This window comes from Aeromonas sp. R5-4 (assembly GCF_040908215.1).
GTDB classification, from domain to species: domain Bacteria; phylum Pseudomonadota; class Gammaproteobacteria; order Enterobacterales; family Aeromonadaceae; genus Aeromonas; species Aeromonas veronii.
In genome coordinates this window covers 54,801-70,226 of the sequence record NZ_JBFODG010000029.1, presented here as the reverse complement: position 1 = coordinate 70,226, position 15,426 = coordinate 54,801, and the positions used below count along the sequence as shown (strand labels likewise).

General features: G+C 60.4%; 13 protein-coding genes. 9 read left to right on the top strand and 4 right to left on the bottom strand.

The features are described 5' to 3' along the window. Nucleotides 1–25: 25 nt before the first annotated feature. The 3 genes from rsmB (at nt 26) to AB5Y83_RS14965 (ending at nt 4,313) form a co-directional block, all read left to right on the top strand. Entirely contained in the window at nt 26–1,318 is a 1,293-nt protein-coding gene (gene rsmB, locus AB5Y83_RS14975; protein ID WP_368175434.1) for a 16S rRNA (cytosine(967)-C(5))-methyltransferase RsmB, read from the top strand. 79 nt (nt 1,319–1,397) lie between these two features. Further along, nucleotides 1,398–2,774, top strand: coding sequence for a Trk system potassium transporter TrkA (gene trkA / locus AB5Y83_RS14970; protein ID WP_005339689.1), 1,377 nt, complete (start codon nt 1,398–1,400; stop codon nt 2,772–2,774). 96 nt (nt 2,775–2,870) lie between these two features. Further along, nucleotides 2,871–4,313 (top strand): TrkH family potassium uptake protein, encoded by a 1,443-nt coding sequence (locus tag AB5Y83_RS14965; RefSeq protein ID WP_368175433.1) that lies wholly within the window; start codon nt 2,871–2,873, stop codon nt 4,311–4,313. A 241-nt stretch (nt 4,314–4,554) separates the two neighbouring features. On the opposite strand, the gene typA is transcribed toward AB5Y83_RS14965, so the two are convergent. Continuing rightward, on the bottom strand, nt 4,555–6,366 hold the full coding sequence (gene typA / locus AB5Y83_RS14960) for a translational GTPase TypA (RefSeq protein WP_005339679.1): 1,812 nt from the start codon (nt 6,364–6,366) through the stop codon (nt 4,555–4,557). Between the two features lie 351 nt (nt 6,367–6,717). Here typA and glnA point away from each other — a divergent pair, with 351 nt between their 5' ends. The 5 genes from glnA to add all read left to right on the top strand — a co-directional run bounded on the left by glnA (nt 6,718) and on the right by add (nt 12,534). Further along, a complete protein-coding gene (glnA, locus tag AB5Y83_RS14955) occupies nt 6,718–8,127 on the top strand; it encodes a glutamate--ammonia ligase (RefSeq protein ID WP_005339672.1) in 1,410 nt (469 codons plus the stop codon). Nucleotides 8,128–8,242: 115 nt separating this feature from the next. After that, complete coding sequence (locus tag AB5Y83_RS14950) at nt 8,243–8,821, top strand: DUF4124 domain-containing protein (protein WP_021231489.1); 579 nt, start codon at nt 8,243–8,245, stop codon at nt 8,819–8,821. 86 nt (nt 8,822–8,907) lie between these two features. Continuing rightward, the gene (glnL, locus tag AB5Y83_RS14945; RefSeq protein ID WP_005356202.1) at nt 8,908–9,963 is read left to right on the top strand and encodes a nitrogen regulation protein NR(II); all 1,056 of its coding nucleotides are present in this window, start codon (nt 8,908–8,910) and stop codon (nt 9,961–9,963) included. A gap of 9 nt (nt 9,964–9,972) precedes the next feature. Next, nucleotides 9,973–11,391 carry a nitrogen regulation protein NR(I) gene (glnG, locus tag AB5Y83_RS14940; RefSeq protein ID WP_005339666.1) on the top strand — a complete coding sequence of 473 codons (1,419 nt, stop codon included), beginning with the start codon at nt 9,973–9,975 and terminating at the stop codon, nt 11,389–11,391. 141 nt (nt 11,392–11,532) lie between these two features. Then, nucleotides 11,533–12,534 carry an adenosine deaminase gene (add, locus tag AB5Y83_RS14935; RefSeq protein ID WP_368175432.1) on the top strand — a complete coding sequence of 334 codons (1,002 nt, stop codon included), beginning with the start codon at nt 11,533–11,535 and terminating at the stop codon, nt 12,532–12,534. A gap of 151 nt (nt 12,535–12,685) precedes the next feature. Here the strand turns inward: add and rmuC are convergent, their stop codons facing one another. Then, a complete protein-coding gene (rmuC, locus tag AB5Y83_RS14930; protein WP_368175431.1) occupies nt 12,686–14,026 on the bottom strand; it encodes a DNA recombination protein RmuC in 1,341 nt (446 codons plus the stop codon). Then, a complete protein-coding gene (locus AB5Y83_RS14925; protein WP_021231493.1) occupies nt 14,023–14,238 on the bottom strand; it encodes a hypothetical protein in 216 nt (71 codons plus the stop codon). Before AB5Y83_RS14925 ends, rmuC begins: the two co-directional genes overlap by 4 nt. 140 nt (nt 14,239–14,378) lie before the next feature. Here AB5Y83_RS14925 and AB5Y83_RS14920 point away from each other — a divergent pair, with 140 nt between their 5' ends. Continuing rightward, on the top strand, nt 14,379–14,900 hold the full coding sequence (locus AB5Y83_RS14920; RefSeq protein WP_005339657.1) for a ferredoxin-type protein NapF: 522 nt from the start codon (nt 14,379–14,381) through the stop codon (nt 14,898–14,900). Between the two features lie 72 nt (nt 14,901–14,972). Here AB5Y83_RS14920 and AB5Y83_RS14915 read toward each other — a convergent pair whose 3' ends face one another. Then, entirely contained in the window at nt 14,973–15,425 is a 453-nt protein-coding gene (locus AB5Y83_RS14915) for an Rrf2 family transcriptional regulator (RefSeq protein ID WP_005339654.1), read from the bottom strand. Between the last annotated feature and the right edge of the window lies 1 nt (nt 15,426).

Here is a 15,426-nt window from a genome sequence, read left to right as displayed (position 1 = left end):
CGACTTGCGCATCTAAGGTAACTCTATGAAAACACGTGCACAGGCCGCTCTCGTTATTCAACAGGTGCTGGATCAGGGTCAATCCCTCTCCGCTGTTCTGCCTGCTGCCCAGGAGAAGGTTGCACCTCGCGATCGCGCTCTCCTGCAAGAACTCTGCTACGGCACCCTGCGCTGGCTACCCCGCCTCGATGCGGCAGTCAACGAGATGATGGACAAGCCGCTCAAGAACAAGAGCCGCATTTTCCACTACCTCATCCTGGTCGGTCTCTATCAGCTCATCTACACCCGCATTCCGGCTCACGCCGCGGTGGCCGAGACCGTCAACGCCGTCAAACTGCTCAAGGGCACCTCCCTGCGTGGCCTCATCAACGGCGTGCTGCGCAACTTCCAGCGCAGCGCCGAAGTCATTCTGCTGCGTATCGACCGCGTTCCCAGCATTCGCCTCGGTCATCCGGAGTGGCTCACCAAGCGTCTGCGTCAGGCTTATCACGATGAGTGGGAATTCATTATGGAGGCGAACAACCAGCGTCCCCCCATGTGGATCCGCAACAACAGCCAGCGCCAGAGCCGCGATGCCATGCTGGCTCGCATGGCCGAAGCCGGCATCAATGCGGTGGCCGGTGAAGAGGGCGAGGATTGCATCCTGCTGGAGCGTCCTTGTGATGTGACCAAGCTGCCCGGCTTCGAGGTCGGTGACTGCTCGGTACAGGATGGTGCAGCACAACAGGCTGCCGCCCTGCTCGACCCGCAACCGGGTGAATGGGTGCTGGATGCCTGCGCCGCCCCCGGCGGCAAGACCGCCCACCTGCTGGAGCGTCAGCCCAAGCTGGCTGGCGTGGTTGCCGTTGATGCCGACGAGAACCGCCTCAAGCGGGTGCAGGAGAACCTGGATCGCATCGGCCTGACCGCCAAAGTGATCCACGGCGATGCCGCGGCACCGGAACAGTGGTGGCCGGAGGGCCAGTTCGACCGCATCCTGCTGGATGCCCCCTGCTCCGCCACAGGTGTTATCCGTCGCCACCCCGACATCAAGTGGTTGCGCCGTGATCAGGACATCCGCGAGCTGGCCGAGCTGCAGCGCCGTATTCTGAACGCCCTCTGGGGCAAGCTGAAGAGCGGCGGCACCCTGCTCTACGCCACCTGCTCCGTCCTGCCGGAAGAGAACCGCGAACAGATCCGCGCCTTCCTTGCCGCGACCAAAGATGCCAAATTGGTACCGTTGCACGAACAGGACACCCCGGACTGCCCGGGTCGCCAGTTCCTGCCGGGTGAAGCCGAGATGGATGGCTTCTACTACTCCAAGCTGGTCAAGCTGTGACGCTGACATGCTTCTTCCGGGGCAATCGCCATGCAGGCGAAATGCCCCTTTACTGCCTCAACGTGAGTAGACGTTCCCTATGAAAATCATCATTTTGGGAGCCGGCCAGGTCGGCGGCACTCTGGCCGAGAACCTGGCCGGAGAGAACAACGACATCACCATCGTCGACACCGACAGCGAACGCCTGCGCGAACTGCAGGACAAGTTTGACCTGCGGGTGGTCAACGGCCATGGCGCTCACCCCAAGGTGCTGCGCGAAGCGGGGGCTCAGGATGCCGACATGCTGGTCGCCGTCACCAACAGTGACGAGACCAACATGATCGCCTGTCAGGTGGCCTACTCCCTGTTCAACACCCCGAACAAGGTGGCACGGATCCGCTCGCCGGCCTATCTGACCGAGCGGGATCGCCTGTTCCTGCCGGAATCGGTGCCGGTGGATCACCTGATCGCGCCGGAGCAACTGGTGACCGACTATGTGCGTCGCCTGATCGAGTATCCGGGAGCCCTGCAAGTGGTTGATTTTGCAGGTGGCCGCGTCGGTCTGGTAGCGGTCAAGGCCTACTACGGGGGCCCGCTGGTGGGTAACGCTCTCTCCACCTTGCGCGAGCACATGCCCAACATCGAAACTCGGGTAGCGGCCATCTTCCGTCAGGGCCGCCCGATCCGTCCGCAAGGCACCACCATCATCGAAGCGGATGACGAGGTCTTCTTCGTCGCCGCCGCGGGCCATATCCGGGCCGTGATGTCGGAGCTGCAGCGCCTCGAGAGCCCCTACCGTCGCATCATGATCGTCGGTGGTGGCAACATCGGCGCGGGTCTCGCCCGCCAGCTGGAGAAGCGCTACAGCGTCAAGCTCATCGAGCGCAACCAGAAGCGGGCGGAGCAGCTCTCCGAACTGCTGGAGAACACCATCGTCTTCTGCGGCGATGCGGCGGATCAGGAGCTGCTGGCCGAGGAGCACATCGACCAGATCGACGTCTTCATCGCCGTGACCAACGAGGATGAGGCCAACATCATGTCGGCGCTGCTCGCCAAGAAGATGGGCGCCAAGAAGACCATGGTGCTGATCCAGCGCGGCGCCTACGTCGATCTGGTGCAGGGTGGCTCCATCGATATCGCTATCTCGCCCCAGCAGGCCACCATCTCGGCCCTGCTGACCCACGTGCGCCGGGCCGATATCGCCAACGTCTACAGCCTGCGCCGCGGCGCCGCCGAGGCGATCGAGGCGATTGCCCACGGTGATGAGAACACCTCCAAGGTGGTCGGCAAGACGGTAGGCGAGCTCAAGCTGCCGCCGGGTACCACCATCGGTGCCGTAGTGCGCGGGGATGAGGTGTTGATCGCTCACGATCGCACCAAGATCCAGCAGGATGACCACGTAGTCATGTTTCTGGTGGACAAGAAGTACATCCCGGAAGTGGAGCGGCTGTTCCAGCCAAGCCCCTTCTTCCTGTAACGTCTTCATGCGCACAGGCTGTCAAACCAGACCCGGCTCAGCTCCCCCAAGGGGATGGTCCGGGTCTTTTGTTAATCAACGACCAGGTTATCGAACATGATCAAGCTGCGTCCCATTATCTTCACCCTCGGGCTGGTGCTCTCCAAGCTGGCGCTCTTCATGTGGCTGCCCACCTTGCTGGCACTGCTTACCGGGTCAGAGGGATTTGTCGAGTTTCTCAAGTCCGTGCTGATCACCCACGGCGCCGCCCTGCTCTGCCTCCACTACGGCCGCAAAGCGGAGTTTCATCTGGGGGTGCGGGAGATGTTCCTGCTCACCACCTCGGTCTGGGTGGTGGCCTGCGCCTTCGGCGCCCTGCCCTTTGTTTTCATCACCCACATCAACTTTACCGACGCCTACTTCGAGACCATGTCGGGGGTAACGACCACGGGCTCCACCGTGCTCTCCGGCCTCGACAACATGGCCCACAGCATCCTGTTGTGGCGTTCCATCCTGCAGTGGCTGGGGGGGGTCGGCTTTATCGTGATGGCAGTTGCCGTGCTGCCCTACCTCAACGTCGGAGGCATGAAGCTGTTCCAGACCGAGAGCTCGGACTGGTCAGACAAAAGCGCCCCGCGTGCCAAGACAGTCGCCAACAACATCGTCGTGGTCTATCTGGTGCTCTCCATGCTCTGCTTCATGGCCTACTGGGCCAGTGGCATGAACATGTTCGAGGCGATCAACCACGCCATGACCACCCTCAGTACCGGCGGCTACTCCACCTCCGATCAATCCATGTCCCACTTCTCCAACTCGGCACACTGGATTGGCACCCTGTTCATGTTCCTCGGCGGCCTGCCCTTCCTGCTCTATGTGCAAAGCCTCAACCACAGGGACTACAGCCTGTTCAAGGATGCCCAGGTGCGCGGCTTCTTCTGGCTAGTGGTCTGGGTCACCGTCATCATGACCTTCTATCTGTGGGAGAGAAACCTGTTCGGCTTCTGGGATGCCCTGCGCATCAGCTGCTTCAACATCGTCTCGGTGCTCACCACCACCGGCTACGGCCTTGGTGACTTCGGCACCTGGGGGCCGCTCGCCAGCATCGTCTTCATCGTGCTGCTGGCGCTGGGGGCCTGCTCAGGCTCCACTGCGGGCGGCCTCAAGATCTTCCGGGTACAGGTGGCATTCGCCCTGTTCAGAAAGCAGATGCGCCAACTGATGCACCCCTCTGCCGTGTTTCCGCAGAAGTACAACGGCCGGACGGTTAATGACGCCATCATCCGCTCGATGATCTCATTCGTGCTGGCCTACTTCGCCATCATTCTGGTGATAGCCGCACTGTTGGGCGCCATCGGGCTTGACCCTCTGACGGCCATATCCAGCTCCATCACCGCCGTTGCCAACGTCGGCCCGGGCATGGGCCCGGTGGTCGGCCCCAGCACCAACTTTGCCAGCCTGCCGGAATCGGCCAAATGGCTGCTGTCATTCGGCATGCTGCTGGGACGACTGGAGATCCTGACGGTCGCCGTGCTCTTCTTCCCCTCCTTCTGGCGCCAGTAATCCCTCACTGCAAGCCAGCAAAAAGCCGCAGCGGCCACCCGCTGTGGCTTTTTTATCTCACCCATCCCCACGACCTTCGCTCAACGCTCATCAGCCCCATTACCGGATAGCCTGAACGAGCTCATCAGGATGGCCAGAGCGGATCACAAGCATAAAAAAACGGACCCAAACCAGAAGTTTGGGTCCGTTTATCAGTGAACCGTCAGCGGCCGCAAGGGCTGCCGAGACTCAGCACATGGCATTAACCACGGCCAGAGCGCTTGCGATCCAGCTCGGTCAGCAATTTCTTGCGGATACGGATGTTCTTCGGAGTCACTTCTACCAGTTCGTCGTTATCGATGAACTCGAGAGCCTGTTCCAGAGTCATGCGGATCGGCGGAGTCAGCACTTGAGCTTCGTCGGTACCGGAGGCACGCATGTTGGTCAGCTGTTTGCCTTTCAGGCAGTTAACAGTCAGGTCGTTGGAACGGGAGTGGATACCGATCACCTGGCCTTCGTACACTTCGGTCGCGTGACCGATGAACAGACGACCGCGGTCTTGCAGACCGAACAGGGCGTAAGTCAGTGCTTTACCGGTAGCGTTGGAGATCAGCACGCCATTCTGACGCTCGCCGATGCTGCCACCCTTGTGCGGACCGTAGTGGTCGAAGGTGTGGTACAGCAGACCGGTACCTGAGGTCATGGTCATGAACTCGGTCTGGAAACCGATCAGGCCACGGCTCGGGATCATGAAGTCCAGACGGACACGACCCTTGCCATCCGGGGTCATGTTGGTCATTTCGCCTTTACGCAGACCCAGTTGCTCCATCACGGAACCCTGGTGCGCTTCTTCAACGTCCACAGTTACGGTTTCGAACGGTTCTTGCAGAACGCCATCAACGGTACGCAGGATTACTTCCGGACGGGACACAGCCAGTTCGTAACCTTCGCGACGCATGTTTTCGATCAGGATGGAGAGGTGCAGCTCACCACGACCGGATACACGGAACTTGTCCGGATCATCGGTCTCTTCCACGCGCAGGGCCACGTTGTGGACCAGCTCCTGGTTCAGACGCTCCAGAATGTTACGGGAGGTCACGAACTTGCCCTCTTTACCGGCGAACGGTGAGGTGTTGACCTGGAAGGTCATGTTCACGGTCGGCTCGTCAACGGAGAGCGGCGGCAGGGCTTCAACGGCACCGTTATCACAGATGGTGTCGGAGATTTTCAGCTCGCCCAGACCGGTAATAGCGATGATGTCACCCGCTTGCGCGTCGGTAACTTCAGTACGGGACAGACCCAGGTAACCCAGCACCTGACCGACTTTACCGTTACGGGTCTTGCCGTCAGCACCAACGATGGTGACTTGCTGGTTGGTCTTGACGCGACCACGGGTGATACGGCCGATACCGATAACGCCCACGTAGGAGTTGTAGTCCAGCTGGGAGATCTGCATCTGGAAACCACCTTCGGCATCAGCCTTCGGCGCTTCAACGTTGTCAACGATGGCCTGGAACAGCGGCTCCATGTTCTCGGACTCGACGTCCTGATCCATGGTGGCCCAACCGTTCAGTGCAGAGGCGTAAACAACTTTGAAATCCAGCTGTTCGTCAGTCGCGCCCAGGTTGTCGAACAGGTCGAATACCTGATCCATTACCCAGTCAGGACGAGCACCCGGACGGTCAACCTTGTTGATGACCACGATCGGCTTCAGACCCTGAGCGAAAGCTTTCTGGGTCACGAAACGGGTTTGCGGCATCGGGCCGTCAACGGCGTCAACCAGCAGCAGCACGGAGTCAACCATGGACAGTACGCGCTCTACTTCACCACCGAAGTCGGCGTGACCCGGGGTATCAACGATGTTGATGCGGTAGTCATTCCAGCGGATCGCAGTGTTCTTGGCGAGAATGGTGATGCCACGTTCCCGTTCCAGATCATTGGAGTCCATGATCCGTTCCTGGCCTTCCGTGGAGCGGTCCAGGGTGCCGGACTGCTGCAGCAGCTTATCAACCAGAGTCGTTTTGCCGTGGTCAACGTGCGCAATAATCGCAATATTGCGTAAATTCTCTAACATTCTCGCCTCAATCACCGGGTAAAATTGGGCGCTAATTGTACTCTTGCCTTTGTGATCTGCCTAGCAGAATTGCAGTACATTCGCGCATAACAACAGATCTGGATCATAGACCTCTCTGACAAACCCTGCTTAGATGGGCGGTGACCGTATTTCGCGCACCATTACAGTGCACCAAAACGATCCACCATCGCACTAAATTGATGCAACGCGAGTCGAGATCGCCTGATTTTGGGGAGCCTCTTCAGCGAGATTGCCCTGAAATCAAGCTGTCACAAACTTGGCACGATACTGGCTTATGTGAATACGACGACGCATTCACCCAGAGAGTTTTAACACCGGAGGTTACTTAGCATGTCAGCCCAGAACGTTTTGGCCCTGATCCAGGAACACGAAGTCAAGTTTGTTGATCTGCGCTTTACCGACACCAAGGGTAAAGAGCAGCATGTATCCATCCCTGCTCACCAGGTTGATGAAGATTTCTTCGAAGACGGCAAGATGTTCGATGGTTCCTCCATCGGCGGCTGGAAGGGCATCAACGAATCCGACATGGTACTGATGCCGGACGCAGCCTCCGCCAAGCTGGACCCGTTCACCGAAGAGACCACCCTGAACATCGTTTGTGACGTGCTGGAGCCTGCCACCATGCAGGGCTACGATCGCGATCCGCGCTCCATCGCCAAACGTGCAGAAGATTTCCTGAAGTCCAGCGGCATCGCTGACACCGTGCTGTTCGGGCCGGAGCCGGAATTCTTCATGTTCGACAACATTACTTTCTCCAACACCATGGGCCACAGCTTCGTGAAAATCGAATCTGAAGAAGCCGCATGGAACTCCGGCACTGCCTATGAGCATGGCAACAAGGGTCACCGTCCGTTCGTGAAAGGCGGTTACTTCCCGGTTGCACCGGTCGACTCTTCCCAGGATATCCGCGCCGCCATGTGTCTGGTGCTGGAAGAGATGGGCCAGGTCGTTGAAGCTCACCACCACGAAGTGGCCACTGCCGGTCAGAACGAGATCGCTACCCGCTTCAACACTCTTACGCTGAAAGCTGACGAAGTACAGGTACTGAAGTACGTGATCCACAACGTGGCTCACGCCTACAACAAGACCGTCACCTTCATGCCGAAACCCATGTTCGGTGACAACGGCTCCGGCATGCACTGCCACCAGTCCCTGGCCAAGAACGGCGTCAACCTGTTCGCTGGCGACCTGTATGGCGGTCTGTCCGAGATGGCTCTGCACTACATCGGCGGTATCATCAAGCACGCCAAGGCCATCAACGCCTTCGCCAACCCGACCACCAACTCCTACAAGCGTCTGGTTCCGGGTTATGAAGCACCGGTCATGCTGGCCTACTCTGCCCGCAACCGCTCTGCCTCCATCCGTATCCCGGTGGTACCGAGCCCGAAAGCCCGTCGTATCGAAGTGCGCTTCCCGGATCCGGCTGCCAACCCGTACCTGGCCTTCGCTGCCCAGCTGATGGCCGGTCTGGACGGTATCATCAACAAGATCCATCCGGGCGATGCCATGGACAAGAACTTGTATGACCTGCCGCCGGAAGAAGCCGCAGAAGTGCCGACCGTTGCCGGCTCTCTGGACGAAGCCCTGGCTGCTCTGGATGCTGACCGCGAGTTCCTGACCCGTGGCGGCGTGTTCAGCGATGACTTCATCAACTCCTATCTGGAACTGAAACAGCAGGATGTTGACCGTGTGCGCATGACCCCGCACCCGCTGGAGTTCGAACTGTACTACTCCGTCTAAGTCTCAGCAGACTGTCCGTTTAAATCTGGTCAGCTTGCTTAATCGTGACAAAACCCGCCATCTGGCGGGTTTTTTCTCTGATAGGATTAAGCAAAATACCGTCAAGGAGAGATGGATGAACAACAAGCATGGCATAGGGGTGCTCAGCCTCCTGTTGCTGACCTCGTTCGCTGCGGACGCGGCCAAGGTCTACTCCTGGGTCGATGGCAATGGCATCACCCACTACTCGGATGCGCCACCACCCGGCAAAAACGCCAAAGAGGTCGATCTGCGGGTCGCCCCGCTGCTGGGCAGCAGCGCGCCCAGATCGGTGCAGGTGGATAACTTCAACAGCCTGACCGGCGCCGATGCCAAGAAAGAGAAAGAGGCAGCCAAGCTGACCATCGAACTGCTCTCCCCGGAACAGGGCAGCACCCTGCGCGACAACACAGGCAACATCGTCTTTCAGGGCACCATCAGCCCCAAACCTCCGACCCAGTATGATGTGCGCCTGACCCTTGATGGCAAAGCTGCCCCCATCGTCAGCAACAGTCTCTCTGTCCGCGTCGAAAACGTCGATCGCGGCGCCCACGAGGCTCAACTCGAGCTGCTCGCCAAAGACGGTACGATCCTTGCTAAATCCAGTGCAGTCACCTTTTACCTGCATAGAGCGAGCGTGACGCCGGCTCCCAAACCCACCCCCAAAGCCGACTAGGGGTGATATAGCGCACCGATGCGGGTAAACTCTATGCACTATATCGGTGCATAACAGGTGTGTAGCACCGTTTTAGGGAGAAACCTGTGCCAACCCGCTCGGACAACGCCAAAACACTCTTGGATAATTTGCTGACCGCCGTGATCCTGATGGATGAGCGGCTCTGCATCCAGTTCGTCAACCCGGCGGCTGAACAGCTGCTCTCCCTCAGTGAACGCAGGCTGATCGGCATCGAACTGCCCCATCTGCTGGAACATATTTCCCTCGATTTGCAGCGGCTCAAGCAGTGCCTCGTTTCAGGGCAGGGCTTTACCGACAGCGAAGTGACTCTGGTGGTAGAGGGAGAACCGCGACTGGTGGAGCTGAGCGCGACCCCGATGGCCGACCACGAACAGCGTCTGCTGGTGGTGGAGCTGCGCAAGATCGACCAGCAGAAGAAGATCAGTCAGGAGCAGCAGCAACATGCCCAGCAGCTGGCAGCCAAGGAGCTGGTGCGCGGGCTGGCCCACGAAATCAAGAATCCCCTCGGCGGCCTGCGCGGCGCGGCCCAGCTGCTGCAAAAAGAGCTGCCGGATCCGGCGCTGCGCGAATATACCGGCATCATCATCGAACAGGCTGACAGGCTGCGGGTACTGGTCGATCGGCTGCTCGGCCCCCAGCGCCCCGGCCGTCACCAGATGCACAATGTCCATTCGGTGCTGGAGCAGGTACGCCGACTGGTGGAGCTCGAACTCCCTCCCTCTGTTCGCATCGAGCGGGATTACGACCCCAGCATCCCCGAATTCGAGATGGAGCCGGATCAGCTGCAGCAGGCGTTTCTCAACATAGTGCGCAACGCGGCCGAAGCACTGGGGGATCAGACCGGGCTTATTCGTATCAAAACCCGCACTGCATTCCAGATCACCATCCACGGCCAGCGCTACCGGCTGGCGGCGGAGATCAAGATCATCGACAACGGCCCCGGCATTCCCGATGCCATTCGCGACACCCTGTTCTATCCCATGATCACCGGTAAGGAGGGGGGAACCGGGCTCGGCCTCTCTATCGCCCAGAACCTGATCGACCAGCACAAGGGGCGGATTGACTGCATCAGCTGGCCGGGTCACACCGAATTCACCATTTTTCTACCGCTTCGCAAGTAAGGGAACCCCATGACCGCCAAAGTGTGGATCGTCGATGACGACAGTTCTATCCGCTGGGTGCTGGAGCGCACTCTCGGCAGCGAAGGCTTCAACTGCGAGAGCTTTGCCGATGGCGAAGCCCTGCTGCACGCCCTTGAGCTGCGCTCGCCCGATGTGATCCTCTCCGATATCCGGATGCCCGGCATCGACGGCCTGAGCCTGCTTGAGCAGATCCACCGCCGTCAGGCCGATCTGCCCATCATCATCATGACCGCCCACTCGGATCTCGACAGCGCGGTCAACGCCTACCAGCGAGGCGCCTTCGAGTACCTGCCCAAGCCGTTCGATATCGACGAAGCAGTGACCCTGGTGCGGCGCGCCGAGAATCACCTCAAGGAGCAGCGCACCAAGCGCAAGTCTCGCCAGCAAGAGGCCACCGCCACTCCCGAGATCATCGGTGAGGCGCCGGCGATGCAGGAGGTGTTCCGTGCCATCGGCCGCCTGTCACGCTCCAGCATCTCGGTGCTGATCAACGGTCAGAGCGGTACCGGCAAGGAGCTGGTCGCCCATGCGCTGCACAAGCACAGCCCGCGCGCCCACAAGAACTTTATCGCCCTCAACATGGCGGCCATCCCCAAAGATCTCATCGAATCCGAGCTGTTCGGTCACGAGAAGGGGGCTTTCACCGGCGCCAACAACATCCGCCACGGCCGCTTCGAGCAGGCCGACGGCGGCACCCTGTTTCTCGACGAGATCGGCGACATGCCGCTGGATGTGCAGACCCGGCTGCTGCGTGTCTTGGCCGATGGTCAGTTCTATCGAGTCGGCGGCCACCAGCCGGTGCAGGTAGACGTGCGGATCATCGCCGCCACCCACCAGAATCTGGAAAAGCGGGTGGCCGATGGCGAGTTTCGCGAGGATCTGTTTCACCGCCTCAACGTCATTCGCATCCACATCCCCGCTCTCAAGGAGCGCCGTGAGGATATCCCCCAGCTGGCCCGTCACTTCCTGCTGCGCGCCGCCAAGGAGCTGAACGTCGAGGCCAAGAGCCTGCACCCCGATACCCAGGCCTATATCAGCCGCCTGCCCTGGCCGGGCAACGTGCGCCAGCTGGAGAACGTCTGTCGCTGGCTCACCGTGATGGCATCCGGTCAGGAAGTGCTGGTCGGCGACCTGCCTGCCGAGCTGCTCACCCCCATCACCCACAACGCCGAACCGGGCCAACCGGCGTTGCCCGGTTGCTGGCAGCAACAGTTGCAAGAGTGGGTGGCCAGCAAGTTGGCGCTGGGAGAGACAGACATCCTGGCAGATGCCATGCCCCAGTTCGAGCGGATCATGCTGGAGACGGCGCTGGAACACACCCACGGCCACAAACAGGAAGCAGCGCGCCTGCTTGGCTGGGGTCGCAACACCCTGACCCGCAAGCTGAAGGAACTCGATCTCTCCTGAGTCCCCGGGAAAAACGATTCCCATCACGCCCTGACAAATCACCGCCCGCCAGAACCCCGTTTAACCATAAACGGGGTATCTTTTTTGAAAGCCCCGCCTAGAATGGCAGGCTTTCAAACCTGACTCGACGAGGGCGCCCCCATGATTGACAGATCTCTCCCCCTGACCGACCTGCACCGCCATCTGGACGGCAACATCCGCCCGCAAACCATCCTCGAGCTGGGTCGCCAACACAATATCCCGCTGCCCGCCTTCGAGCTGGAAGCGCTGCGCCCCCACGTACAGATCGTCGAAAACGAGCCGAGCCTGGTCGCCTTCCTCAAGAAGCTGGACTGGGGCGTGGCCGTGCTTGCTGACTATGACGCCTGCCGCCGGGTTGCCTACGAAAACGTGGAAGATCTGCTGCGCGCCGGTATCGACTATGCCGAGCTGCGCTTCAGCCCGGCCTATATGGCAATGGCCCACAAGCTGCACCCGCAGGGCGTGGTGGAAGCCATCATCGACGGCGTGGCCGCTGGCAGCCATGACTTCGGCATCAAGACCAACCTGATCGGCATCATGAGCCGCACCTTCGGCACCGAGCAGTGCAATCAGGAGCTGGCCGCCTGCTTGGCTCACCGCGACAAGCTGGTCGCCATCGATCTGGCCGGTGACGAGCTGGGCTTCCCGGGCGAACTCTTTGTCGACCACTTCCGCAAGGTGCGCGATGCAGGTATGCGCGTCACCGTACACGCTGGTGAAGCCGCTGGCCCCGAGAGCATGTGGCAAGCCATTCGCGAGCTGGGCGCCGAGCGCATCGGCCACGGCGTCAAAGCGATTCAGGATCCGGCCCTGATGGCCTATCTGGCCGAACACCGCATCGGCATCGAATCCTGTCTCACCTCCAACGTCCAGACCACTACGGTAGCGAGCCTGACCGAGCACCCGATCCGCCAGTTCCTGGCCGCCGGCGTGCTGGCCTGCCTCAACACCGATGACCCGGCGGTGGAAGGGATCGACCTGCCGCACGAATATAAGGTGGCAGCTCCGGCCGCTGGCATGACCGCGAGCGAAATCCGCACCGCCCAGCAGAATGGCCTGACCCTGGCCTTCCTGAGCGATAGCGATAAAGCCGAGCTGAGCGCCCGCGCTGCCAGCCGCTGATCCACACCGGCACTGCAAATAGAAACGGCCCACTTCGGTGGGCCGTTTGCTTTGCGGATTTCTGATGATGGGTAAGCACTGGGCCAGCAGGCAGATAGCAAAAGACCCAAACAGTGTTTGGGTCTTTTGTTGATGTCGGTGCAGGTAAAAACTACTCCTGCTCCTTGTCACGCTCCAGTGCCCGCTCCACCAGCGGCTCTGGCAGGCTCTTGGTCACCTCCACCCCCAGCTCGCGGAAACGCTCGACCTGCGCAATCAGGTTGCCACGGCCGTTGACCAGCCGTCCCATTGCCTTGTCGTAGCTCTCCTGCGCCTTGTGCAGGCTGCCGCCCATCTGCTGCATCTCCTCCACAAACAGCCGCAGCTTTTCGTAGAGACGACTGGCCCGCTCGGCAATCTGGCGGGCATTCTGGTTCTGCCGCTCGTAGCGCCACAGGTTTTCGATGGTGCGCAGCGCCACCATCAGGTTGGTGGGGCTCACCAGCAGGATGTTGTTGTCGAGGCCGTAACGCACCAGCGAGGGATCGGCTTCCATGGCAGTGAGGAAGGCGGGCTCCACCGCCACGAACATCAGCACATAGTCGAGGGTACGCACCCCGGGCAGCTGCTGGTAATCCTTGCGGCCCAGCTCGCGGATATGGTTGCGCACCGAGGCGACGTGCTCCTTGAGCGCCACCGCCTTCTCCAGCTCGTCATCGGCGTTGTACCAGCGTTCGTAGGCGGTCAGCGACACCTTGGCGTCGATGATGATGTCTTTTTCCTGCGGCAGGTGGACAATAACGTCGGGCTGGTAGCGCTTGCCCTTCTCCACCTCGATATTGACCTGGGTGTGGTACTCGTGGCCCTCGCGCAGACCGCACTCGCTGAGGATCCGCGCCAGCACCACTTCACCCCAGTTGCCCTGCTGCTTGCTGTCGCCCTTGAGGGCGCGAGTCAGCGCCGCCGCCTCTTCGGTCATGCGGGCATTGAGCTCGGCAAGGCGCTCCAGCTCGAACTTGAGGCTGTGGCGCTGAGCCGTCTCTTGGGCGTGGGTCTCCCCCACCTGACGACGAAAGCCCTCGAGCTGCTCTTTGAGCGGGGTGAGCAGCAGATCGAGGCTATTCTGGTTCAATTCGCGGAAGTTGCCAGAGTTTTGCTCGAAGATCCGGTTGGCGAGATTCTCGAACTGCTGGCTGAGGCGCTGCTCCGCCTCCTGTTGCAGTTGCAGCTTCTCGGCGGCGGCCAGCCGTTCGCTGCGCAGGGTCGCTTCCGCATCCTTGAGGCGGGCGGTGAGCTTGATCAGCAGTGTCTGCTGCTGATCAAGCTTCTGCTGGCCCTGCATCCGCTCATCCTGCAACTCGTCGAAGCGATCCTGCAGCGCTTGATAACGCTCCTGCGCCAGCATCAGCTCCTGAGCCTGCGCCGTGGCTGCTCGCCGCCCGATCAGCCAGCCAAGCCCGAGGGCCAGCACGGCGGCGGGCAGCAAGATCCCCCAGAGCCCGGGGTCGATCATTTGCGGCTCCGCTGACGCAGGAAGAGTTCGAGATAGCGGTTAACCAAAATCCAGATCACCACGTAGATGAGGTAGGCGGCCAGCACCACCCACTTGTGGGTGTTGACGCCGGTATCGAGCTCGGCGAACTCGATATCCTTGATGCGGCAGTAGGCCCACATCAGAAGGGGAAAGACATAGAGCAGGGACGCACGCCAGAGAAATAGCCACATATGATTTCATTCAACCACGTAAAAAGACCCGCCTAGCTTACACAAGGGCAACTGCGCTTGCGATCCTGACGGCCGCTATTCTCTGGCCTGCTTCCCGAAACTTCGATAAAATTAACCCCTAATAGGTATCAGGGGCGAGCATGACTCACTATTTCCTCCGTTGGCTGACACAAGGTTGGCAAGCTTCCCGCAAGCCCGCCGTGGTTTGCCATGAAGCGCGCCCGCCATGGGCCATCGAGGAGTCCCAGTACCTCTCCCTCTGCACCCGCTGTGGCGAGTGTTTCAAGGCCTGCCCGCGCGGTCTGCTCAAACCGGCCACCCAGGAGGAGTACGAGGGGAGCCCCATCGCCGGTACGCCGGTACTCGATCTCGCCTGTGGCCAGTGCAGCTACTGCGGCAGCTGCGCCAGAGCCTGTCCCACCGGCGCCCTCGACCTGCAACTGGGCCGTCAGGTGCAGACCCGGGTGCAGATTGAAGAGAGTTGTCAGGCACGGCAGGGCTTCTACTGCCTGCTCTGTGAAGATGCCTGCCCGCAACAGGCGATCAAGGCCACGGCCGATGGCATCAACGTCAATATGGATGCCTGCAATGGCTGCGGTGCCTGTGGCCTCGCCTGCCTGCACGGCGCCATTACCCTGATCCGCCAGCCAGGCAGTCGTTAAAAACCACCTGCGTACAAAAGCAAAAGGGGCCATCAGGCCCCTTTCACATCTTGTTCGTTATCCCGCGCCCCGTCAGGCCATGGTCACAATAGTCTCTTGCTCGATACCCAGCAGGTGGCAGAGACGATTGGGATCGCGCACCGCATCGGCCAGAGTGTACTCACCCAGCACTTCGAGGAAGGCGTTCATGGCGCGGCGCAGAATGCCCTGAATGCGGCAACCACCGGAGAGACGGCAGTTCTCGCGCTTGCAATCGACCGGACAGAGCACATGCTCCATGTCCATCACCACATCCCGCAAATTGATGGAGACCGCCGAGCGACCGAGGCGGATGCCACCATGCTTGCCGCGTACCGTCTCAATGTACCCCTTGATGCCAAGCTGGTGCACAATTTTGACCACGTGGTTGCGAGAGATGCCGAAGGTATCGGCCACTTCGGTAATGGTCGACAGACGATCCCCCGGCTGAACCGCCAGGAAGGTCAGGGTACGCAGGGCGTAGTCGGTAAATCGTGTCAGTTGCATG